The sequence below is a fragment of the Bartonella sp. CL71SXKL genome (assembly GCF_042194935.1).
Lineage (GTDB): Bacteria > Pseudomonadota > Alphaproteobacteria > Rhizobiales > Rhizobiaceae > Bartonella.
The window spans coordinates 18,221-39,454 of sequence record NZ_JBHINI010000007.1 but is presented as its reverse complement, the minus strand read 5'-3'; the positions used below and the strand labels follow the sequence as shown (position 1 = coordinate 39,454).

Sequence of the window (21,234 nt, the reverse complement as noted above, 5' to 3'; positions counted from 1 at the left end):
ATGCTATTTTCTTGAAAAAATAGCCAGATCATCATTATTGGTCTCGTAACCCAAAGTCAACTCCTTTCATGAGTTTTAAGCCAAATCCTTTAAACAAATTCTCCGTTAAAGAAGTGATATTTTTCGATGTCAACAACGCAAAATCTTGATATTTCTTTATATATTGATGGTGTATTTCTCCCGACAATGGTAATAAAGATCTGATATGTTTGGCGATCGCTTTCGCCGGATCAATCCACTCAACGGACCATAAAGCATGTTCACGAAAGAAATTAATCAAAAAAGGATAATGTGTGCAGGCTAAAACAATAACATCCGTATATTGTCCATTTTTTTCCACAAAACATGGCAGGATTTCTTTTCTTAACTCTTCTGAATCGATAGATTTTCCCCGTAAATAATCTTCAGCAAGTCCAGCCAGCTTTTTACTTCCCACAAGCTGAACATGACACTGTCCAGCAAAAGAGTTAATTAATTCATTTGTATAAGCACGTTTAACTGTTCCAGGAGTCGCTAATACGGAAATAAAACCAGATTTTGTTTGTTCTGCAGCTGATTTAATTGCAGGAACCGTTCCTACAAAAGGGACATGAGGAAAATTCTGTCGTAAATCTGCTATCATCAGTGTAGAAACAGTGTTGCAAGCAATCACACATAAAGCTGGATTGTAGCGTGTTAAAAGATTTGTAAAAATCTTCAAAATACGCTCTTTCAAAATATTTTCTTTCCAATTTCCATAAGGAAATCCTGCATCATCAGCAACATAGATAAATTGCATTTCAGGAATAAGAATACGCGCTTCCCTAAACACTGTTAAACCACCAATACCGCTATCAAAAAAAAGAACAGGTCGTTCATCCATTAGTTTTCACACTTATTTTTAATTTTTTTACGATCACGTTCTTCAGGTGCTCTACTCCCCCGTGGATATTGTGGCGAAAAATGATCCAAAGAAGATATAATGCCTCGCAATAAACGAACCTCAGGTTCACTAAAGTTAGCGCGCGTAAAAACAGAGCGCAAATTTGCAAGCATTACTTCTTTGCGTTCTGGGGGTCTAAAATACCCACGGATATTCAAAGCCTCTTCTAACTGAGATAAAAAACCATGAAATATTGTTTTATTTGCAGGTTCCATCTCTGCGGCACGAAATGCCGTATCGCTGACATTCTCTAAACCAGTTTTCATCCATTCGTAAGACATTAAAAGAACCGCTTGCGCAATATTAAGTGACGCAAAAGCAGGATTAACTGGAAAAGTAATAATTTCATCAACAAGGCTGATTTCATCATTTTCTAGTCCCCATCTCTCTCTTCCAAAGACAATACCTGTCTTATGTCCGATACTTTCACGCTGACGTAATACGCTTGCTGCTTCGACAGCACTTTTTACAGTTTTAAATCCACATCTTTCACGTGCTGTTGTGGCAAAAACATAGTGTAAATCTGCAATTGAATCACGCAATGTGTTAAAAATCACAGCATTGTTAATGACATGATCAGCTTTACTTGCAGCAGCTCTAGCTTTTTCATTTGGAAACATTTCTCGAGGATTGACTAATCGAAGCTTAGAAAGCCCAAAATTTGCCATTGCCCTTGCGACCATACCAATGTTTTCAGGAAGCTGCGGTTCAACTAAAATAATAATGGGACCATTTGTTAAATTTTCACGATTCTTATTCGTTCCTGCCATCAATCTTACCTAGTTTCACTTAAACTATCTCCCTCTCCACTATTTTTTACGAAACCTTTTTCACAATACTCTAATGCTGTTTAATAATAAATTATAGACAATGTTATCTTTTCATTCAAAGATAATAGTTTCTAAACCTAATAATAAATTTTAAAAGCCATTAAAGTGAACGATATCGTAGCGTTTTTTACATCAATTTTATCTACTTTTAATAGGAAACAGCCCCTGCAAATCATAATCTCAGTTGAATTATGAAATCATAAATCCTAAAAAGGGATATGCACTTTATTCCCAAACTTTTTCCTGCAAAGCTTATCCGTCGTTATAAACGTTTCCTTGCAGATGTTCAACAAGATGATCAGCATGTCCTCACCGTGTCTGTACCTAATACAGGATCAATGCTTGGATTAACAGCTTTCAACTCCAATATTTGGCTTTCTTATCATAACGACATCAAACGAAAATATGCCTATCAATTAGAAATTATTGAAGCCGATAATACTTTGGTTGGCATTAATACTTCTTTACCCAATAAGCTTGCGTTAGAGGCAATTCAAAACGGATTACTACCAGAATTAAGTGGATATAAAACAATTTTAAAAGAACAACGCTATGGGACACAATCACGAATTGACTTTCTTTTACAAGATGACATTCTTCCTGATTGTTACCTAGAAGTCAAAAATGTTCATTTTATTCGTCAGAAAGGATTAGCAGAATTTCCTGATAGCGAAACAAAACGTGGTGCACGTCACCTTGATGAGCTCATAGGAGTTGTACAACAAGGAAAACGAGCTGCTATGCTTTATATTATTCAACGAGAAGATTGCACAGCTTTTACAATTTGTCATGATCTTGATCCACTCTATGGACGTAAGTTTGATTTAGCATTAAAATCAGGGGTAGAATGTTATGCTGTAAAGTGTCATGTAAGTGTAGAAGGCATTTTTCCGATTCAGAGAGTAAAAATAGAAAATAGAAGAAACAATGACTGAGTATATCGAATATAATAAAATCCCTTTAAAATTTAATGGAAAAATCCGCATTTTCGATGATTATGCTTTTGCTAAAATGCGTGAAGTTGGTCGTATTGCTGCAGAATGCCTTGATGCGCTTACGGATATTATTAAGCCGGGCGTTACTACGCAAGAAATTGATGATTTTGTATTCGTTTTTGGAGCTAAGCGAGGAGCACTTCCTGCTGATCTAAATTATCATGGATACAGCCATTCATGCTGTACATCTATCAATCACGTTGTCTGCCATGGCATTCCCAATAAAAGACCTTTGCAAGAAGGTGATATTGTAAATGTTGATGTAACCTTTATCCTTGATGGTTGGCATGGGGATTCAAGCCGAATGTATCCTGTTGGAAAAATTAGGCGTGCAGCAGAACGCTTGCTAAAAATAACCTATGAAAGTCTTATGAAAGGAATCGCTGTCGTTAAGCCTGGAGCAACGACAGGTGATATCGGGGCAGCCATTCAACAGTATGCAGAATCCGAACGCTGTTCAATTGTGAGAGACTTTTGCGGACATGGTATCGGCCAGCTTTTTCATGATGCTCCTAATATCCTCCATTATGGAAACCCTGGAGAAGGAGTCGAATTAAAACAAGGTATGATGTTTACAATTGAGCCTATGATTAACCTTGGTAAACCACAAGTTAAGATTTTATCTGACGGTTGGACTGCTGTTACCCGTGACCGTTCTCTGACAGCACAATATGAACATACAATTGGTGTGACAAATGAAGGATATGAAATATTTACGCAATCTCCTAAAAATATTTTTTATATTCCAAATTCGCATACCTAACGCAACGTAGAGATGTTATGGCTAAAAAATTAAATCAAAAGGAAGGTACTCAAAGTAATCACTTTGCATTAACATCGAGTTCTCCACTCACCCCAGTATCAGAAAGAAAAAGTGAAGAGCCTCAGAAAAACGCACAGCTTCATAAACATTATCAAGGACATCGTGAACGTCTTCGGAAGCGCTATTTAAAGTCAAAAGGAAATGCAATTGAAGATTATGAGTATCTTGAATTATTGCTTTTTCGCACAATACCCCGTGCAAACACAAAACCCATAGCTAAAAATTTGATAGCGCGTTTTGGTTCATTAGCTGATGTGTTGGGAGCGGATATTCACCGACTTCAAGAAATTCCAGGATGTGGTCCCGCCACTGCAATTGATTTAAAAATTATTTCAGATGTTGCTGGACGTCTTGCTCGTGCGCAATTGTTTAAACGCGATATTTTTTCATCATGGGATAAAGTTTTAGCTTATTGTAAAGCTGTTATGGCTCACCAAACACGTGAACAATTTCGTATTTTATTTCTTGATAAGAAAAACGGCTTGCTTGCTGATGAGGTGCAACAAACTGGAACCATTGATCATACCCCTGTTTATCCTCGTGAAGTTATTTCTCGCGCTTTAGAGTTATCCGCCTCAGGACTTATCTTAGTCCACAATCACCCTTCTGGCGATTCCACCCCCTCTGATGCAGATATAACAATGACATATAGATTAAAAGATGCAGCAAATGCATTAGGCATTATTATCCATGACCATCTTATTATTGCACGAAATAACCATACGAGCTTTAAAGCGTTAAAACTTATATAAATCTTATGGGATAAAAAGACTTCATTCAACTATGAATAACAAATCAATTTTCTAAATCAATATCTAATATAGCCATTGAAAAATTATAGGAGAGCTCTTCTTCTTCATCATCTCGATAGATAATGCCTAAAAACTCATCTCCCATATAAACCTCACAAGAATCACTCTTTTTAGGCCGTGCTCTGACTTGCAATGCTGAGTTTTGGAATATATTTTTAAAATAATTATCAAGTTTTTTTATTTCATCAGCATTCACTATGCTCTCCTATTTTTTGAAACGATTAAAATAATTGCGTGTCGCGCAAATAAGACACTCTTATGATTCTGTAAAGTCAGTAAAAAAGCATAATCTGAATATTTACTTAATGTTACATATATTTACAACGTTCTTTATAAATTCATAAAGAACGTTTACAAAAAGAGTCTATCATTATTAAATATACCCGTATAGATTAAAAAATGGCAAAAAACTGTATATTTTTAATAATTTTACTTTATCTCCAATTTTAGCATCTGTATTTAGAATGCATATTTGTAAGAATAAATTGATCAATAATTTATAATTTTGTTCCTTTTATAAAAAATGTAAATAACAATATTTTTTTATTTAAAACTACATTTTTTAGCAAAAAATATTTATTACATCATTCAAAAATAATTCTTTTTAATAACTTTTAAAGTATAATTATCTAATCTTAGAAGAGTTACATCTCTGAAAAATATACAAAATAAGCTAATAAGAGTTTATTTTTCTTTTCATTCTTTATAAAAACTTATGTCACAAAAGAAAGATTTTTAAATAAGCTTTTTTAATTTATACGAGATAAAAATATTGGGTATTTCTGTAAATTCTAAAAGCTATGAAGAATTCTTATTTTATAGGATAACGAGAAAGAAAATCGATAACACCTTTTTTATAAACTTTATCGCCTACAGCAAGCATATGATCTCGATCAGGAATTGATATAGCTTCACCACAAGGCAACAAGGCTGCCAATGGCTCTGCAGCACCGCCAATTTCATCTAATGAACCAACAGCAACAAGTGCTGGTTGTTTGATTTTGTAAACTTCAGACGCCGTTAACTCCTGTTTTGATGTAATGATACAAGCAGCAAGAGCACGTCTATCGCTTTTCGTTTGATCTGCAAATTTACGGAACATTAAACCGCGTGCATTGGTAATGGTGGAAATATCTTCTGCTAAAAGGGCCTCAGCAACGGGCTCCCAATTTCCTGCTCCCGTCACCATACCAATACCTAAACCACCAAAAATAACACTGTGTACATATATTGGATGCAAAAGAGCCATAAAAGCACTAATACGAGCCCCCATAGAATATCCCATAACATGAGCTTTAGATAACTCTAAATGCTGTAGTAACTTTACAGCGTCGCCAGCCATAGCTTGAGGTGTATAAAAGACAGGATCATAACTTTTAACTGAATCTCCGTGACCGCGATTATCAAGAGCAATAACACGATATCCTGCTTCAGTGAGAATACGAAACCAACCCGTTGCATACCAATTCACCCGTGCAGAAGATCCAAAACCATGGATCAACAAAATAGGCGCGCCCTGCCCTTCTTCTCGATAAGCAAATCGCAAACCATTATATTCAAAAAAACGAATATCTTCAGCGGTCATTTTTTATTGCACTTTCCACAAAGTACAGGATGAATAACACGTTGCCCTTTTTGTATCTTTTTTTCAGAAACTTCACCAGCGTTAATCTCAAGTGCAAAAGCTGCAGGAACTTCTGATGAAATGGTCTTTGTTGAAAATGGAGAAGTATTTTCAACAATCGATACAATAATTCCCTCAGAGTTTAAAAAAATCATATCTAAGGGTAAAGGGGTATTTGCCATCCACATAAAAATTTTCTGTTCATCTCCCGATTGGGAACTTTTTAGCTGCTTAAAGAGCATTGCACGATCGCGTGGAAAATCAGTTCGATACATTAAACCAGCTGCTGCTTGAGATGGCGTAAAAGCAATCTCTACCTTATAAAAAACCGGACCTTGCTTTGTATGTATTTCTAAAGGAATCGGATGCACAGGAATCTCTATGGGCTCCTTTGCTACAACAACACGCATATCTAGCATAAAAAGCATCACCAATAAAGCAATATGCCCCTTTTTAAAAGGCTTTAACATTCTTGTCTCCACCACAGAAAAATTTTAAATTTTGTTTATAAAATAAAAAGTACCAGAGTTTAAAAGTCAAAAAACAAGAGAATTGCTTCCTTGTTATTTTCTAGTTTCTTTCAACGTAATATGCACAATTTCCTTCATTTGGTTTATAGATTCACGAGAGCTATATTTTCTTTAAAAATCTACTTCTATAGCAATTTATGAAACAATCACCTTTAAAAATACAGAAAACATACTGATTTCACTCGTGAAATTTAATGCGTAGCTAAAGGAATGCCTATATCCGGATAAATCTCTGCTGTCATTAAACCTTTTTCTCCTTTACCAAAACGTACAAGAACAACTTGACCGGAACGAAGCTCTGCTAAACCAAAACGGCGCAATGTTTCCATATGAATAAAAATATCTTCCGTTCCTTGCCCACGGCTAAGAAAACCGTATCCTTTGTCACGATTAAACCATTTAACAATTGCTCGTTCTAGTCCACTTTCTGGAGTAACAACAACATGGGTACGGGCTGGAACTTCTGATGGATGAATTGCTGAAGAACAATCTATGGATTTCACCTGAACGCACTTTAATCCTCGTTCGGTTTTTTCCACAGCACAAATGACTTTAGCTCCCTCCAAAGCTGTTTGAAAACCATCCCTTCGCATTACTGTAACATGCAATAATATATCGGGGAAATGAGGTAAATCAGGTACAATAAATCCATACCCCTTACTACCATCAAACCACTTAATGACACCACTGATTTCGATAATCTCCCCACAAGCACCTATACTATCCTCAGATGGGGAACAATCCTTTAATGCATCCTTACTCGTCATAATAACGTGATCCTGTAGCTTATAAATTGTACGATATTGATTCTCTAGATTTAAGTAAACATTGCTCTTGTATCAACACGCAAGCCCCAAGATAAGATTTCCCCACATTGTCGTATCTTCTATGTTCATGTCAGAGAATATCAACATGAATATTTATAAAACTATTTGATTGTACACTTTACATACCTTACAAGAAGTGCCCTACAAAAGAGGTCATATAAAAGTTTTTTTACATAATGATATTTTGATTAATGTGTAACTTGCATGATGAAGAAGTTCAATATAAGGTGAAAAAACGACAATTCAATTAAGGAAAATGCGCAATGCAATTGAAGAAAATCCTTACGATAATCGCAGCATTTATGGCATTTACAGCAAATGTTTATGCGAGTGAACCTATTAAGATTGGTGTTTATCTTCCATTAAGTGGTCAAAATGCATTTGGAGGTCAGCTTGAAATTAGAGGTATAGAATTAGCCCATAAAAAAGTTCCAGAAATTTTAGGACGTAAAGTAGAACTTGTTATTATTGATAATAAGTCTGATAAAGTAGAAGCGGCTAATGCTGTTATGCGTTTAACAGCAAGTGAAAAAGTGAGTGGAATCATTGGTAGCTATGGTTCTTCGCTCTCGTTAGCAGGTGGTGAAATATCTGAAAAGGCAAAGACTCCAACCATTGCAACGTCCTCAACAAGTCCCCTTGTTACACAGGGTAAAAAATATTACTTTCGTGCTTGCTTTATTGATTCCTATCAAGGAGTAGGAATCGCAACTTATGTAAGCCAAACTTTACACGCAAAAAAGGCTGCTATCCTTAAAGATATTTCAAGCGATTATGCTATTGGTCTTGCAAGTTATTTTACGCGTGCTTTCAAAAAATTAGGTGGTGAAGTTATCTCAAATTTAAATTATAATTCTGGAGATCAGGACTTTTCAGCTGTTCTCACGCAAATTATCGCCCAGAAACCTGATATCTTATTCATTCCATCTTACTTTTCTGAAGGTGCTATCATCATGAAACAAGCACGAGAATTAGGGGCTAAGTTTCAAATTATGGGTGGAGATGCTATGGATAATCCAGAAACCATTACGATTGCAGGAAAAGCTGCAGAAGGTTTCTTACATACGACACTTCCCTATAGTGAGGATATGCCAAATATGTCAGTAGCTGCGCAAGAATTCACAAAAGAATGGAAAAAAGCTTACCCTGACAAAGAACCAAATATCAATTCTGTTTTGGGATACACGAGTTATATGATGTTCATGAAGGCTATTGAAAATGCTGGTAGCACTGATCGTGAAAAAATTACTATCGCACTTAGCCAATTAAAAGATTTTCCTACCCCCTTTGGGGATATGTCAATGGATGAAAATCATAATCCTAAAATTCCTATTGGTATCATTAAAATACAGGATGGAAAACGTGTTTATTTAGAAGAAGTTAAACCTGCTTTTTAATTAAAAAGTTGTACTTATTAAAATGCAAGAATTGGTTGAGGATCTTTTTCTCAACCAAAAACTTAGAAATTTCTTATTGTCCTATGTAAATTAACAAATGTGGAAGGATGAGAGATGAGCACTGAAATGTTCATCCAGTACTTTTTTAATGCACTGGCATTGGGATCTCTTTATGGGCTTATTGCTATTGGCTACACCATGGTCTACGGTATACTGAGACTCATTAATTTTGCTCACGGTGATATCTTTATGCTGGGAGCATATTTTGTTTTCTTTTCCACAATTGGCTTTATGCCTGCTTGGGCAGCTTTTCTTCTTTTGTTCCTTGCTGCTCTTGTTTATTATTCGGTCTTTATAGGCTTTAAAAGGCGTCCTCCAATTTATTGGATTGCTACTTTTTTAATTCTTGCGCTAGGATTTGTTTATTATTTTAAAATTTCCCCACAAGATTTTACACCGATTTGGGCTTTAGCTCTCTGTTTTTCCATTTTTATTACAAGTGCTGTGGGTGTTGCTGTTGATCAATTTGCTTATAAACCTCTACGCCATGCTCCGCGTATTTCGGCACTTATCGGTGCAATCGGTGTTTCTTTTTTTATTGAAAATCTTGCTACTGTACTCTTTAGTGGTGTTCCGAAAGGTGTACAACAGCCAGATTTTCTTGTAACACCATTTTTATGGCATCTAGGATCAGGAGCAGATGGTATCATCAGAATTGCTCCCATGTCTTTGATCGTTCCCTTTGTGTCATTAATTCTTATTTTATTACTATTATGGATTATCCATAAAACAAAACCGGGTCTTGCTATGCGCGCAATCTCCCATGATATTGAAACAACACGTTTGATGGGTGTGTCTGTCAATAAAGTTATTGCGTTTACATTTGGAATAGGCTCAGCTCTTGCCGCCATAGCAGGCATTATGTGGTCTTTACGTTATCCTCAAATTCAGCCTTATATGGGTGTTCTTCCTGGTCTCAAAGCATTTATCGCTGCTGTTATCGGAGGTATTGGTTCGATACCAGGTGCAATGTTGGGAGGATTGTTATTAGGGTTTATTGAAATTATGATTATCGCATTTTTTCCCGCGCTATCTGGATATCGAGATGCCTTCGCTTTCATTTTATTGATTCTGATTTTATTGATATTGCCCACAGGATTAATGGGTAAAAGAAGTCAGGAGAAAATCTAATGGCGAAGTCAGCGACAACTGTTTTATCGTGTATAAGTATTTTCGTTTTTATAGGTTTTTTATTTTATGCTGATAGCCATTTTAATGACTATACGCTTCGTATCATAAATCTGATTGCTATTAATGCGATATTGGCAATTTCGCTTAATTTGATTTACGGTTTTACAGGTATGTTTTCTCTTGGACATGCTGGATTTATGGCTATTGGTGCTTATGTTTGCGCAATTTTACTTCTTTCCCCTGAACAAAAAGAAATGATGTGGATTCTTGATCCTATTGCTGAACCATTATACCATTTACAGTTACCTTTTTTTATCGCTGTTGTTGTAAGTGGTTTGTGTGCTGCAGTTGTAGGTTTATTGATTGCTTTACCAATATTGCGTCTTGGTGGTGATTATCTTGGAATTGCAACATTAGGTTTTGCAGAAATTATTCGCATTGTCATTACGAACGCAACATCGCTCACAAATGGCTCTTTGGGAATCAAAGGAATACCTCAAAATGCAACATTATGGTGGAACTACGGTTGGCTAGCATTTACTGTTCTCTTTATTGTCCTCTTACTGCAAAGCAATACTGGTAACGTATTACGTGCTATCCGTGATGATGAAATAGCTGCGAAAACTATGGGAATTAACGCTTTTTTCTACCGTAGTTTTTCTTTTACTGTTGGAGCGTTTTTTGCAGGTATAGGTGGCGCATTAATGGCGGCTCTTATTTCAACCATTGATCCAAAAATGTTTAATTTTCTTTTGACTTTTAATATTTTGATGATTGTTGTTGCTGGTGGTCTCGGTTCAATTACAGGGAGCATTATTGGCAGCATTATTATTACAGTAATGCTTGAATGGCTTCGTATTATTGAAAGTCCATTTGACTTAGGTTTTATACATATTCCAGAAACCCCAGGACTTCGTATGGTTGTTTTTTCTCTTTTATTGCTGGTAATTATCTTGTTTTGGAGAAAAGGGTTAATGGGACAACGAGAATTCTCATGGAATGGAATTTATAGCTTTTTGACACGCAAAAAGCTTTCTAATACTGAGGGAAAGCTATGAACGACAACATCCTTTCACTCAATAATATTGTAATGCGTTTTGGCGGATTAGTTGCTGTAAATAATGTTAATATGGCAATTAAACGAGGAAGTATTACTGGGTTAATTGGTCCCAATGGTGCTGGAAAAACAACAGTTTTCAATATGATTTCTGGATTTTATGCTCCTACAAGCGGCATCATTCTTTTTGATGAGAAAAAAATTTCTGGAGCGTCTCCTTATATTATCTGTAGAAGCCATATTGCCAGAACATTTCAAAATATTCGTCTTTTTTCAGGGTTAACGGTTTTGCAGAATGTTATGGTAGGAGCGCATGTTCGACAAAAATATCCTTGGTTTTCTTCAGCTCTATTTTTTTCAAAAGCAATGAAAGAAAAGAAGGAAGTTTATAAAAATTCCTTGGAGCTCCTTGAACAGCTACAACTTGATCACCTTGCCAATCAATCGGCAACAGCTTTACCTTATGGTGTGCAACGACGTCTAGAAATTGCACGCGCGTTAGCCACAAAGCCCAAATTGCTTCTTCTTGATGAACCTGTTGCTGGCATGAATCCACAAGAAAGTGAAGATCTTAGAAAATTCATCGCAAAAGTGCAAAAAGACTTTGATCTTACAATTCTTCTTATTGAGCACGATATGAAAGTGGTTATGGGGCTTTGCCAACATATTTTGGTTATGGAATATGGCTGTTGCATTGCCAATGGTACACCAGATGAAATTCGTAATAACCCTAAAGTTATTGAAGCTTATCTTGGCGGAGATGTTTATGGATATTCTTAAAATAAAAAATCTTTACGTTCATTATGGCGCCATTAAAGCTGTCCAAAATCTTTCTATGTCCATAAAGCGGGGCAGTATTGTCACTTTAATTGGAGCCAATGGTGCAGGAAAAAGCAGTATTGTACGTTCTATTACAGGACTTAATCGCTCTGTTTATGGAGAAATTACCTATAATGGCAAATCTATTATTAAAAAATCACCAGAAGAGATTTTGCGATTAGGGATTGCTCTAAGTCCTGAAGGACGACGTATCATGCCCCATCTCACTGTTTTAGAGAATCTTCATCTAGGTGCTTATATTCGTCACGATAAGCAGGGAATTTCCCGTGATATTGAATGGATATTTGACCTTTTTCCGCGCCTACGTGAAAGAGCAAAACAGTTGGGAGGAACAATGTCAGGTGGTGAACAACAGATGGTTGCTGTGGGCCGTGCACTCATGAGCAATCCTGATATGGTCATATTAGATGAACCCTCGTTGGGGTTAGCGCCACTTCTCGTTCGAGAAATTTTTTCTATTATTCGAAAAATTAATGATATGGGAAAAACTGTTCTTCTTATTGAACAAAATGCATTTGCTGCACTTTCCATAGCTGACTATGCTTATATTTTAGAGGTAGGACATATTTTATTTCACGGTGAAGGAAAAACTATGCTCTCTGATTCGCGTGTTAAAGAAGCCTATCTTGGTGGATAAAGACTACGAATTAAGGAAATAGAGCTCATTCCCTCCACCTTTAAAAAAAGCATTTCTCATTAAGGATGAGAAATGCTCCTTTGTGAATTTTGACTATTACATCCACCATTTTTCTGCACTGAATATTCCTGCTTCTTGTTCAATAATATGCGCTATCTGAAAAATGACTTCTTCAGAAAAAGGTTTACCAATCAATTGCAATCCTAGAGGTAAACCATTTGATGACAGACCAGCAGGAACAGAAATTCCTGGTAAACCAGCCATATTGACTGGTACCGTAAAAATATCATTAAGATACATTGCTACAGCATCAGTTTTTATTTTTTCATCAGCAATACCAAAAGCAGGTGTTGGTGTTGCTGGTGTCAAAATAGCATCAATGCCTGAAGCAAAACATTGATCAAAATCACGTTTTACGAGTGTTCTTACTTTTTGAGCTCTTAGATAACAGGCATCATAATAACCAGATGAAAGGACATAAGTCCCCACCAAAATACGCCGCTTAACTTCATTACCAAAACCAACAGAACGTGTATTTTCATACATCTCAATGATGTCTTTTCCAGGCATGCGCAAACCAAAACGCACACCATCATAACGCGCTAAATTAGAAGAGGCTTCTGCAGGAGCTATAATGTAATAAGAAGGTAGAGCATATTTTGTATGAGGCAAAGAAATATCCTTAATCTCAGCACCTGCTTCTTTTAACCAATTTATTCCTTTTTGCCAAAGCTCAATAATTTCTGGAGACATTCCATCCACATGATATTCTTTTGGAATACCTATTTTCATTCCTTTGATTGATTGACCAAGATAACTTTCATAATCAGGAACTGGTAAATTGACGGAAGTAGAATCTTTTTCATCAAAAGAGGCCATTGATCTGAGTAAGATAGCACAATCACGAACATCTCTGGCAACAGGTCCAGCTTGATCAAGAGATGAAGCAAACGCGACAACGCCCCATCGCGAACAACGTCCATAAGTTGGCTTTATTCCTACAGTTCCAGTAAAAGCTGCTGGTTGACGTATTGAGCCACCTGTATCTGTTGCTGTTGCCCCAGCACAAATTTGTGCAGCAACAGCGGCAGAAGATCCTCCCGATGAACCACCGGGTACGAGTTTTTCATTCGAGCCTTTTTTTCTCCATGGACTAATAACGGGGCCATAATATGATGTTTCGTTGGATGAGCCCATAGCAAACTCATCCATATTAAGTTTTCCTAACATCACAGCACCGTCTTGCCATAAATTAGCTGTGACAGTTGATTCATAGTGCGGTTTAAAACCATCAAGGATATGTGAACAGGCTTGAGTATGAACACCATAGGTTGCAAAAAGATCTTTAATCCCCAAGGGGATTCCTTCTAAAAGCCCTCCCTGCCCTTTCGCTAAGCGACTGTCTGATTCAGCAGCCATTTTCATTGCCTGTTCTGCTGTTATTGTTACATAAGCATTCAAAATTGGATTAGCTAATTCTATTGCTTGTAAATAAGCTTCCGTTAATTCTGTTGCTTTGAGATTCTTCTTTGTTAAAGCATCACGAGCTTGCGCAATTGTGAGGGTTGTTAAATCAGTCATATTGGTTCTCAAATTTCAAAAATATAAAAAATTACTCAACAATTTTTGAGACAAGAAAAAATTTTTCTTCTGTAACAGGAGCATTGGCTACAATATCTGCTGCTTTATCACCATCTGTAACACTATCTTCACGCATTCGTAGAGTCATCGGCATCACAGATATTAATGGCTCAATTCCACTGACATCAACTTCATTCAATTGTTCTACAAAACCTAAAATAGCATTGAATTTTTTTGTCACAGGTTCTATCTCATCATCGTGGAGGGCAATCCTTGCTAAATGTGCTATCCGCTTGACTGTCTCTTGATCAACAGACATACTCTTTACGCCTTTCTGCTTTTTTGTTTATTTATTGATCTTTATTCTGGCTATACAAGGCTGCACTTGTAAGTGCAAGAATATTAGATAACATGAATAAAGAATATAACTATAGATCTGAAACATTAAAAAACGTATTATACCCTTATGACTGTTATTAATATAGATGAAGTTATAACACATCTTTTGCCTAAACAAACAATAGCAGGCTTAGATTTAGGGACAAAAACTATCGGAATTGCCATTTCTGATATGGGGCTGACTGTTTCAAATCCACGTCCTGTACTACAGCGAAAAAAATTTACAGAAGATGCTTACACACTTATTAAAATTTTTGACCGTGAAAATGTAGGCGTTATTATCATTGGCTTACCTCTTAACATGAATGGAAGCAGTGGCTCTCGTGTTCAAGCAACCAGAGCTTTTGTGAGCAATATGAAAGCTTATACAAAAATTCCATTTGTTTTTTGGGACGAACGTTTATCAACAATTGCTGCGGAACGGTCTCTTTTAGAAATGAATGTATCGCGCGCTAAAAGAGCAAGCCGTATTGATTCGGCGGCCGCCGCTTTTATATTGCAAGGTGCTCTCAATAGAATTCAACACTTTCATCATATGGAAGGATAGAGGACATTGAGCAAATGCCCTGCATTATATCGTGCAATGAGCATCCCGTAAGAAGATCTCCATTGTCCCCCAAGGCGGCTTTCCATATAGGCATTTGCAACATGTTCTATGTCTGTAGAACGTAATGCTGCTGCTGCTGCTGCATAAGCTACTTGTTCAACAAAAAACCTTCCTGCACCTTCATTTGCTGATGCCATATCACCTGCTGACTTAATGATTTCAATTGCTCGGGGTCCCGCTGGCCCAATATCAAGAGCAATTTTTTCCAACAATTTCTGAAACAATCCCGGTGCTTTTTCAGCAATAAGAATGGCATCCTTTACCAATTGATTAGCAGAACTATTTCTCACAATTCGCGCAGGCCCATTATGCAACATTTGTGATAATGGATTATTCTCTATAAAACTTTCAATACCAAGTTGTGCAATAATTTCACCAATAATAGGCACAACCAATTGACTTACATGATAAGCAATAATAGGTGTCATAATACGGGCAAAAGCGGCTTCAGAACGGTCATTTGCTGCATTGTCAAATGCTCTCGCTAAACGCAAAACCAATGCTTGTGAGGCAGCTATATCTAATGCAATATCTGCAAAAATACGTTCTGTCAGTGGAGGTAACGGCTGATTGGGCATTTTTTTCCGGAAAAAATCTATACCAAATTGAAGAGCCGCTCGTAAAACACCTGCCGATATGACAGATTGATCGAAACGCATCATCGTCTCGATATCTTTAATAACTTTAAGCCCTTCTCCAGCATTTCCCAAAAGCCAGCCATAACTGCCTTGGAAATCGACAACCCCCTCTGGTGTTAAAAGTTCTCCAGAACGCTGAATTAAATGACGAATCGATATAGATCCATTTAATGCGCCATTTTCTTGTATGCGTGGAATAAAAAAACAACTTAAATGACCATTTAAATCTGCACTAACAAGATATCCGTCAGCGGTAGGATTAATAACATTGGTTTTTACAACATTTAAACGATATAGATCACGTTCCATACTTTCATCGAAAGAAATTTTCTTAACACTTGGAAAATTGAAAGCGTATTTTTCAATATCGTCAAATGCACAAGTTAGAGAAGCAGCCTTTTTATGATGAATAGGCTTTGATGAAGAATCATATTGGCGTGATAAAAGTACATTTTGCCATTTTTTGAAGAGCTCAATATCACTAATTAAAACAGCAATAGCTGCACTCGTTATGATAACTTCATTCAAATGTCCTGTTTCTAAACCAGCAGATAAAGCTAAACGAATCGCACGCGCTTGATAGCGTACTCCATTTTCTGAACTCGCATTTTCCCAAAGTGAGGTAACCAAACCTGCTTGTCTAGAATATTGTTGAAGAGCTTGATAGGAAGAATGGATCTCTAATTTTTCCGTTGGTTGCCCCCATTCATCATTATAGCATAATAAAGGCTTATAATGATTCGCTAAGCAAGAAAGTTTCCATGCTTCTCGACTCGCGGCAAAATCCCCTATTTCTTCAAAACTTGCTAACAAAAACTTAGGCAAAGTAGAAGCAATACGAAACATAAGCGTATCGCTAAGAAATGTATTTTTTCGACGAGTATTTTGCGCAGATACAGCACTCATAGGTATATTCCTACATTCAAATCATTCATATCATAGACTATTTGTCTTTTTAGAGTTAAGAAACATTTATCATATTCAAACAAATGCTTGTTTAACCTGTTTAGAGAGAGATAAAGAAGAATGCTATGATGCAAGATAATTTTTTTCCACTTTTCCCTCATCAACATCTTTTAGCTATTAAAGATCTAAGTGTACAAGACCTTAATACATTGCTTGATCGTGCAGAAGCAAATGTTATCCTTTCTAACAAAATTGATAAAATAAAATCTACTTTGCATGGACGGACTCAAATTAATCTCTTTTTTGAAGCCTCTACGCGAACACAATCTTCTTTTGAATTAGCGGGTAAAAGGCTAGGTGCACATGTGATGAGTCTTGCGATCGGCAACTCATCTGTAAAAAAGGGAGAAACATTACTTGATACAGCTACAACTCTCAATGCGATGAAGCCAGATATACTGGTTTTTCGCCATAACAGTGCAGGAGCAGCAGCTTTATTAGCGCAAAAAGTTGATTGTTGTGTTATTAATGCAGGTGATGGTGCTCATGAACATCCAACCCAAGCTTTATTAGATGCTCTAACCATTAAAAGGGCAAAAGGTCGTATTGAAGGATTAACTGTTGCGATTTGCGGAGATATCTTACACTCACGTGTTGCCCGTTCCAATATCTTGTGTCTTAATGTTTTGGGTGCTCGTGTTCGTGCTGTTGCTCCCTCAACACTCTTACCCGCAGAAATCGCTCATATGAGTGTTGAGGTTTTTAACACGATGAAAGAAGGTCTTAAAAATGCTGACGTTATCATGATGTTGCGCTTACAGCATGAACGGATGACAGGCTCTTTTATTCCCTCTACGCGTGAATATTTCCATTATTTTGGCTTACATAAAGAAAATTTAGCCTATGCCAAAAATGATTCTATTATTCTGCATCCTGGACCATTAAACCGTGGTGTAGAGATTGCATCCGACATAGCAGATGGACCACAAAGTATGATTCCTACACAAGTAGAAATGGGAATTGCAGTGCGTATGGCTGTCATGGAGGCTTTATTAGATTCACGCGCAAAGATCAGTGGAGAAAAAAAATGATAAAACCAATTGTTTTTCAAAATGCTCGTATTATTGATCCTTCGCGCACAATCGATGAAATTGGTACAGTTATTGTTGAAAATGGACGAATTATAGCCGCTGGAAAAGAAGCTCTGAATCAGGGATTCCCTGAAGAAGCAGAAGTTATTAACGCACAAAACAAAGCAATTCTCCCTGGACTCGTTGATGCGCGCGTTTTTGTTGGAGAATTAGGGAATGAGCATTGTGAAACAATTGCATCAGCAAGTCAAGCGGCCGCAGCAGGTGGTATTACTTCCTTTCTTATGATGCCAAACACGCATCCAGTTATTGATAATATTGCTCTGATTAAATTTATTACGCATACAGCACAGGAAATCTCATTGGTCAATATTTATCCCGTTGCTTCAATCACACAAGGTTTCAACGGACAAGAAATAACCGAATTTGGTTTGCTCAAAGATGCAGGAGCCGTTGCTTTTAGTGAAGGCAAAAAAACACTTCAAAATTCATCTGTTATGCGGCGTGCAATGACTTATGCACGCGATTTTGATGTTCCATTGATGCATGAAACGCAAGATAAAGATCTTACAGGGCAAGGTGTGATGAATGAAGGACTGCTTGCCAGTTGGCTTGGTCTTTCTGGCATCCCTCGCGAAGCAGAAGTTATCCCACTTGAAAGAGATCTGCGATTAGCAGTATTAACGCAAACACGCTATCATGCCGCTCAAATATCGACAGCACTCTCTGCTGATGCACTTCGTTTAGGTAAAAAACGCAGTGAGAAAATTTCAGCGGGTGTATCTATTAATCATTTATCTTTCAATGAAAATGACATTGGTGAATATCGCACCTCTTTTCGCTTAATGCCCCCATTGCGTACAGAAGAAGACCGTATAGCAATGATTGAAGCAATAAAGGATGGGACTGTAGATGTTATTGTCTCTTCTCATGATCCTCAGAGTATCGACAAAAAACATTTACCATTTAATGACGCGGCAGTTGGCGCTATTGGTATGGAGACCTTATTGAGCGCAGCCTTACGCCTTTATCATGATGAGAGCCTATCTCTTCTACGGATAACGGAACTTTTGTCAACGGCGCCTGCAAAGCTCTTTGGACTCAATGCAGGAACACTCAAAAAAGGTGCTCATGCAGACTTTATTGTGGTTGATCTTGAAGAACCATGGGTTGTTTCGAAAGAGAAGCTCTATTCACGTTCAAAAAATACCCCTTTTGATAATGCACGTTTTCAAGGACGTGTGCTCCAGACCTTTGTGAAAGGGAAATCCGTTTTTAAACTTGATCAACAAACTTAATGAGATTCTTAATGAATGAAGCAGAAATATTTTTTCAGTCCACTCCATGGTTTATTTTCCTCATATCTTATCTCATTGGCTCGATTCCATTTGGTCTTCTTTTTACGAGATTGTTCAAAATTGGTGATATAAGAACAATCGGTTCCGGCAATATTGGAGCAACAAATGTTTTACGAACAGGAAATAAAAAGCTTGCTGCTCTAACACTTCTTTGTGATATGTTAAAAGGAACTATCGTTGTTTTGATTATAAAGTTTTTTAGTAATCCGCTAGACAAGAGTATACTTGTTTCTCTAGCGGGTTTTTTTACTTTCTTAGGACATCTTTTCCCCGTATGGCTTAAATTTAAAGGTGGCAAAGGTGTTGCTACCTATCTAGGGGTCTGTTTAGGAATCTATTGGCCCGCAGCAATTATTTTTATTATTGTATGGAGTGCGATTTTTCTTCTCATGCGTTATTCTTCATTATCTGCGCTTATTGCTGTTACGATCACACCGATATTTGTTTTTTATTTTTCCGCTTCTTATTTCTATTGTATGCTGATTGTGATGAGCGTATTTGTGTTTATAAAACATTCTGCAAATATCAGTAGATTATTAATTGGGGAAGAAAGTAAGATTGGTACGCAACACGGAGATAAATAAAGGAATCCTGCTTACTGATCGTCAACGTCTAAGCTGGTTACGGTTGTTGCGCAGTGAAAATATTGGAGCTGTTAGTTTTCGCAATCTCATTGATCATTATAAAACAGCAGAAAATGCTCTGGCAGCGCTGCCAGAGCTTAGTAGAAAAGGTGGTGGTTCTGTATCTATAAAAATAGCAAGCTTAGAAGATGCAGAAAAAGAAATGCAAGAAGCTGAAAGATTAGATATTCGGTTCATCGGTGTGGGCGAACCAGACTATCCAGCTTTTCTTAAGGTTACAGAAGCCCCTCCGCCGCTTATTGCTATCAAAGGTAATATTTCAATTTTTCAAAAAACTTCTATTGGAATTATAGGTTCTCGAAATGCTTCAGCTGCTGGGAAAAAGCTTACGGCTCAATTTGCGCGTTTTCTCGGAGAAGCAGACTTTGTAACAATTTCTGGTCTCGCTCGTGGAATTGATAGCGTTGCGCATCAAGCAAGTTTAAAAACAGGAACTGTTGCAGTCATGGCTGGAGGAATTGATCATATCTATCCTCCTGAAAATAAAAAGTTGCACGAAGATATTATCGCCAACGGTGGAGCCATCATCAGCGAAATGCCCATTTCTTGGAAGCCGCGTGCTATCGATTTTCCAAGAAGAAACCGTATTATTGCAGCTCTATCACTTGGTCTCTTGGTTGTAGAGGCAGCCCTGCGCTCAGGGTCCTTAATTACCGCACGTCAAGCAGCTGAAATGGGACGGTTAATTTTTGCCATTCCCGGTTCTCCACTTGATCCAAGATCTGTTGGTACAAACAATCTTATCAAAGACGGTGCTCTACTCACCACACATCCTTCTGACATTATAGAAACACTTACGCCATTAATTTCACCGCTTCCAAATTCGCAACTCAATTTTTTTGAGGAACCATCCTCTTTACAACTTGAAAAGGAGAATTTTAATTTAGCAGATGAAAAAAACAGCGGTCTCTCTTCAGCAGATGACAATGCAGCACGTGCAGCAGTTCTCTCCGCTCTTTCAACAACGCCAATCGATTTAGACACACTTAGTATCCACTCAGGTGTTTCACTCCCAGCTCTCTACCTCTTGTTGGTAGAACTCGACCTTGCTGGAAAGCTTATTCGACACTCTGGTGGTTGTGTGTCATTGTCGAATCTTGATCTTCCCCAAGAGCCTCAGCACTATTAATAATGCTTTGCCCTTCTTTGGCAACCATATCCAAAAGCAATGCTAAAAGCGGACTATGCGCCTGACGCGCCATCTGATTCATTTGCTTTGACATGTCTGTAATATATTGGATAACTTTTAAATGATTTATAAACATAATCCTCTATCCTTGAGCATTTCCCCTCCTACCTCTCAATAGACGTCTTAGTATTTCGCCGTATGTTTTTGTAATAACAGTGGAAAATAAATCGTGTAATTCTATATAGGGTGTATTCTAATAATGACAATCATAAGTTGTACAATATTCATGTTTTTTATATGGCTAATATTTTTTTATGTGCTCTTAAGCAATTGGCATTAGCTATTCGCGTAAAAGGCGTTTATAAAAAAATTTTTATTTCAATATTTGGGTAAAAT

22 protein-coding genes and 1 pseudogene are annotated in these 21,234 nt (G+C 37.1%); 13 read left to right on the top strand and 10 right to left on the bottom strand.

All coding sequences use genetic code 11. The features are described from left to right. Positions 1 to 34: 34 nt before the first annotated feature. A complete protein-coding gene (gene murI / locus ACFILA_RS05195; protein ID WP_273791039.1) occupies positions 35 to 862 on the bottom strand; it encodes a glutamate racemase in 828 nt (275 codons plus the stop codon). After that, positions 855 to 1,692: pseudogene (locus ACFILA_RS05190) on the bottom strand (RNA methyltransferase). The gene murI and the pseudogene ACFILA_RS05190 overlap by 8 nt, the downstream one beginning before the upstream one ends. A gap of 278 nt (positions 1,693 to 1,970) precedes the next feature. Between ACFILA_RS05190 and sfsA the strand changes: the two are divergent. Genes sfsA through radC form a run of 3 tightly spaced genes read left to right on the top strand, consistent with a single transcriptional unit; the run spans position 1,971 to position 4,322 of the window. Further along, entirely contained in the window at positions 1,971 to 2,687 is a 717-nt protein-coding gene (gene sfsA, locus ACFILA_RS05185; RefSeq protein ID WP_273791037.1) for a DNA/RNA nuclease SfsA, read from the top strand. Further along, positions 2,680 to 3,510, top strand: a complete 831-nt coding sequence (map, locus tag ACFILA_RS05180) for a type I methionyl aminopeptidase (RefSeq protein WP_273791036.1) — start codon at positions 2,680 to 2,682, stop codon at positions 3,508 to 3,510. The genes sfsA and map overlap by 8 nt, the downstream gene beginning before the upstream one ends. A 17-nt stretch (positions 3,511 to 3,527) precedes the next feature. Then, positions 3,528 to 4,322: a DNA repair protein RadC gene (radC, locus tag ACFILA_RS05175; RefSeq protein ID WP_375660773.1), complete on the top strand. Its 795-nt coding sequence runs from the start codon at positions 3,528 to 3,530 to the stop codon at positions 4,320 to 4,322. Between the two features lie 43 nt (positions 4,323 to 4,365). Here radC and ACFILA_RS05170 read toward each other — a convergent pair whose 3' ends face one another. The 4 genes from ACFILA_RS05170 to ACFILA_RS05155 all read right to left on the bottom strand — a co-directional run bounded on the left by ACFILA_RS05170 (position 4,366) and on the right by ACFILA_RS05155 (position 7,303). Continuing rightward, complete coding sequence (locus ACFILA_RS05170) at positions 4,366 to 4,578, bottom strand: DUF3126 family protein (protein WP_375660772.1); 213 nt, start codon at positions 4,576 to 4,578, stop codon at positions 4,366 to 4,368. Positions 4,579 to 5,193: 615 nt separating this feature from the next. Continuing rightward, positions 5,194 to 5,967 (bottom strand): alpha/beta fold hydrolase, encoded by a 774-nt coding sequence (locus ACFILA_RS05165; protein ID WP_375660771.1) that lies wholly within the window; start codon positions 5,965 to 5,967, stop codon positions 5,194 to 5,196. Continuing rightward, on the bottom strand, positions 5,964 to 6,476 hold the full coding sequence (locus tag ACFILA_RS05160) for a DUF192 domain-containing protein (RefSeq protein WP_375660770.1): 513 nt from the start codon (positions 6,474 to 6,476) through the stop codon (positions 5,964 to 5,966). The genes ACFILA_RS05165 and ACFILA_RS05160 overlap by 4 nt, the downstream gene beginning before the upstream one ends. A gap of 251 nt (positions 6,477 to 6,727) precedes the next feature. Continuing rightward, the gene (locus ACFILA_RS05155; protein ID WP_273791031.1) at positions 6,728 to 7,303 is read right to left on the bottom strand and encodes a cold-shock protein; all 576 of its coding nucleotides are present in this window, start codon (positions 7,301 to 7,303) and stop codon (positions 6,728 to 6,730) included. A gap of 323 nt (positions 7,304 to 7,626) precedes the next feature. Here ACFILA_RS05155 and ACFILA_RS05150 point away from each other — a divergent pair, with 323 nt between their 5' ends. The 5 genes from ACFILA_RS05150 (at position 7,627) to ACFILA_RS05130 (ending at position 12,485) form a co-directional block, all read left to right on the top strand. Then, positions 7,627 to 8,760 carry an ABC transporter substrate-binding protein gene (locus tag ACFILA_RS05150; protein WP_273791030.1) on the top strand — a complete coding sequence of 378 codons (1,134 nt, stop codon included), beginning with the start codon at positions 7,627 to 7,629 and terminating at the stop codon, positions 8,758 to 8,760. A 114-nt stretch (positions 8,761 to 8,874) separates the two neighbouring features. Further along, the gene (locus ACFILA_RS05145; RefSeq protein ID WP_375631123.1) at positions 8,875 to 9,951 is read left to right on the top strand and encodes a branched-chain amino acid ABC transporter permease; all 1,077 of its coding nucleotides are present in this window, start codon (positions 8,875 to 8,877) and stop codon (positions 9,949 to 9,951) included. Further along, positions 9,951 to 11,009, top strand: coding sequence for a branched-chain amino acid ABC transporter permease (locus ACFILA_RS05140; RefSeq protein ID WP_273791028.1), 1,059 nt, complete (start codon positions 9,951 to 9,953; stop codon positions 11,007 to 11,009). Before ACFILA_RS05145 ends, ACFILA_RS05140 begins: the two co-directional genes overlap by 1 nt. Further along, positions 11,006 to 11,788, top strand: a complete 783-nt coding sequence (locus tag ACFILA_RS05135) for an ABC transporter ATP-binding protein (protein ID WP_273791027.1) — start codon at positions 11,006 to 11,008, stop codon at positions 11,786 to 11,788. Before ACFILA_RS05140 ends, ACFILA_RS05135 begins: the two co-directional genes overlap by 4 nt. Then, positions 11,775 to 12,485: an ABC transporter ATP-binding protein gene (locus ACFILA_RS05130; protein WP_273791026.1), complete on the top strand. Its 711-nt coding sequence runs from the start codon at positions 11,775 to 11,777 to the stop codon at positions 12,483 to 12,485. The genes ACFILA_RS05135 and ACFILA_RS05130 overlap by 14 nt, the downstream gene beginning before the upstream one ends. A gap of 96 nt (positions 12,486 to 12,581) precedes the next feature. On the opposite strand, the gene gatA is transcribed toward ACFILA_RS05130, so the two are convergent. After that, entirely contained in the window at positions 12,582 to 14,066 is a 1,485-nt protein-coding gene (gene gatA, locus ACFILA_RS05125) for an Asp-tRNA(Asn)/Glu-tRNA(Gln) amidotransferase subunit GatA (RefSeq protein WP_375631121.1), read from the bottom strand. Between the two features lie 31 nt (positions 14,067 to 14,097). Continuing rightward, entirely contained in the window at positions 14,098 to 14,385 is a 288-nt protein-coding gene (gene gatC / locus ACFILA_RS05120) for an Asp-tRNA(Asn)/Glu-tRNA(Gln) amidotransferase subunit GatC (protein WP_375660769.1), read from the bottom strand. Positions 14,386 to 14,532: 147 nt separating this feature from the next. Between gatC and ruvX the strand changes: the two genes are divergently transcribed. Next, the gene (gene ruvX / locus ACFILA_RS05115) at positions 14,533 to 15,012 is read left to right on the top strand and encodes a Holliday junction resolvase RuvX (RefSeq protein WP_375625758.1); all 480 of its coding nucleotides are present in this window, start codon (positions 14,533 to 14,535) and stop codon (positions 15,010 to 15,012) included. Here ruvX and ACFILA_RS05110 read toward each other — a convergent pair. Beyond that, positions 14,997 to 16,616: an acyl-CoA dehydrogenase family protein gene (locus ACFILA_RS05110; protein ID WP_273791022.1), complete on the bottom strand. Its 1,620-nt coding sequence runs from the start codon at positions 16,614 to 16,616 to the stop codon at positions 14,997 to 14,999. The two genes, ruvX and ACFILA_RS05110, sit on opposite strands and share 16 nt — an antisense overlap. 125 nt (positions 16,617 to 16,741) lie before the next feature. Here ACFILA_RS05110 and ACFILA_RS05105 point away from each other — a divergent pair, with 125 nt between their 5' ends. Genes ACFILA_RS05105 through dprA form a run of 4 tightly spaced genes read left to right on the top strand, consistent with a single transcriptional unit; the run spans position 16,742 to position 20,838 of the window. Continuing rightward, entirely contained in the window at positions 16,742 to 17,707 is a 966-nt protein-coding gene (locus ACFILA_RS05105; RefSeq protein WP_375660768.1) for an aspartate carbamoyltransferase catalytic subunit, read from the top strand. Continuing rightward, complete coding sequence (locus ACFILA_RS05100) at positions 17,704 to 19,005, top strand: dihydroorotase (RefSeq protein WP_375660767.1); 1,302 nt, start codon at positions 17,704 to 17,706, stop codon at positions 19,003 to 19,005. The genes ACFILA_RS05105 and ACFILA_RS05100 overlap by 4 nt, the downstream gene beginning before the upstream one ends. Positions 19,006 to 19,016: 11 nt before the next feature. Then, positions 19,017 to 19,649: a glycerol-3-phosphate 1-O-acyltransferase PlsY gene (gene plsY, locus ACFILA_RS05095; RefSeq protein ID WP_375654477.1), complete on the top strand. Its 633-nt coding sequence runs from the start codon at positions 19,017 to 19,019 to the stop codon at positions 19,647 to 19,649. Beyond that, positions 19,606 to 20,838 carry a DNA-processing protein DprA gene (gene dprA, locus ACFILA_RS05090; protein WP_375631117.1) on the top strand — a complete coding sequence of 411 codons (1,233 nt, stop codon included), beginning with the start codon at positions 19,606 to 19,608 and terminating at the stop codon, positions 20,836 to 20,838. Before plsY ends, dprA begins: the two co-directional genes overlap by 44 nt. Here dprA and ACFILA_RS05085 read toward each other — a convergent pair. Beyond that, positions 20,768 to 20,974 carry a hypothetical protein gene (locus ACFILA_RS05085; protein ID WP_005773510.1) on the bottom strand — a complete coding sequence of 69 codons (207 nt, stop codon included), beginning with the start codon at positions 20,972 to 20,974 and terminating at the stop codon, positions 20,768 to 20,770. The two genes, dprA and ACFILA_RS05085, sit on opposite strands and share 71 nt — an antisense overlap. Positions 20,975 to 21,234: the final 260 nt, after the last annotated feature.